This window comes from Leucobacter faecis (assembly GCF_054456695.2).
The window spans coordinates 1-834 of record NZ_JBTJER020000029.1 but is presented as its reverse complement, the minus strand read 5'-3'; the positions used below and the strand labels follow the sequence as shown (position 1 = coordinate 834).

The following is an 834-nucleotide window of genomic DNA, read 5'->3' as shown; positions in this document are numbered from 1 at the left end:
TACTGAGATGTTTCACTTCCCCCCGTTCCCTCTACCCGCCCTATATATTCAGGCGGGAGTCACCAAGTACGCACGCGCCTTGGCGGGGTTTCCCCATTCGGAAATCCTCGAATCACAGCCCGTTTATCGGCTCCCCGAGGCTTATCGCAGATTACTACGTCCTTCTTCGGCTCCAGATGCCAAGGCATCCACCGTTTGCTCTTAAAGATTTGAAATCACATAAGTATCAGAAAATCACACCCAAACAATGTTCAGATGCGACCAATGAAAATATAAATAAAGTATCAACAACCACCAAGAACCCCCGAAAGAGTTCATGTGCGGCTGTTAGATGCTCGCGTCCACTGTGTAGTTCTCAACGTACGGTCGATCCCACCCCCACCACCAACACGTGTGATAAGCGTGAGCCCGAAAACACAGACACCCACACACCATAAAGGCGTGTAGCCGGCTGGGCCTTCAGGACCCAATAGTATGCACCAAAAAGCAAGACTGCGACACCACCACCCACGCTTTCCCACCGGCCCAAAGACCCGCGTACTCACATCAGCGACAGCACCACAACCTCTATGTCAAATGTTCCACCCATGAGCACCCAGGAAGAAACATTCGTTCTTCATCTGGGCAATCTGCAACAGACAATGCTGTTGAGTGCTCCTTAGAAAGGAGGTGATCCAGCCGCACCTTCCGGTACGGCTACCTTGTTACGACTTAGTCCTAATCACCAGTCCCACCTTCGACAGCTCCCTCCCACAAGGGGTTAGGCCACCGGCTTCGGGTGTTACCGACTTTCATGACTTGACGGGCGGTGTGTACAAGGCCCGGGAACGTATT

General features: G+C 52.4%; 2 rRNA genes. Both read right to left on the bottom strand.

Going from position 1 to position 834, the window contains the following annotated elements:
- Positions 1–215: ribosomal RNA gene (locus tag ACXR2W_RS14125) — 23S ribosomal RNA — on the bottom strand; the annotation flags it as partial.
- Positions 216–662: 447 nt separating this feature from the next.
- Positions 663–834: ribosomal RNA gene (locus ACXR2W_RS14120) — 16S ribosomal RNA — on the bottom strand; the annotation flags it as partial.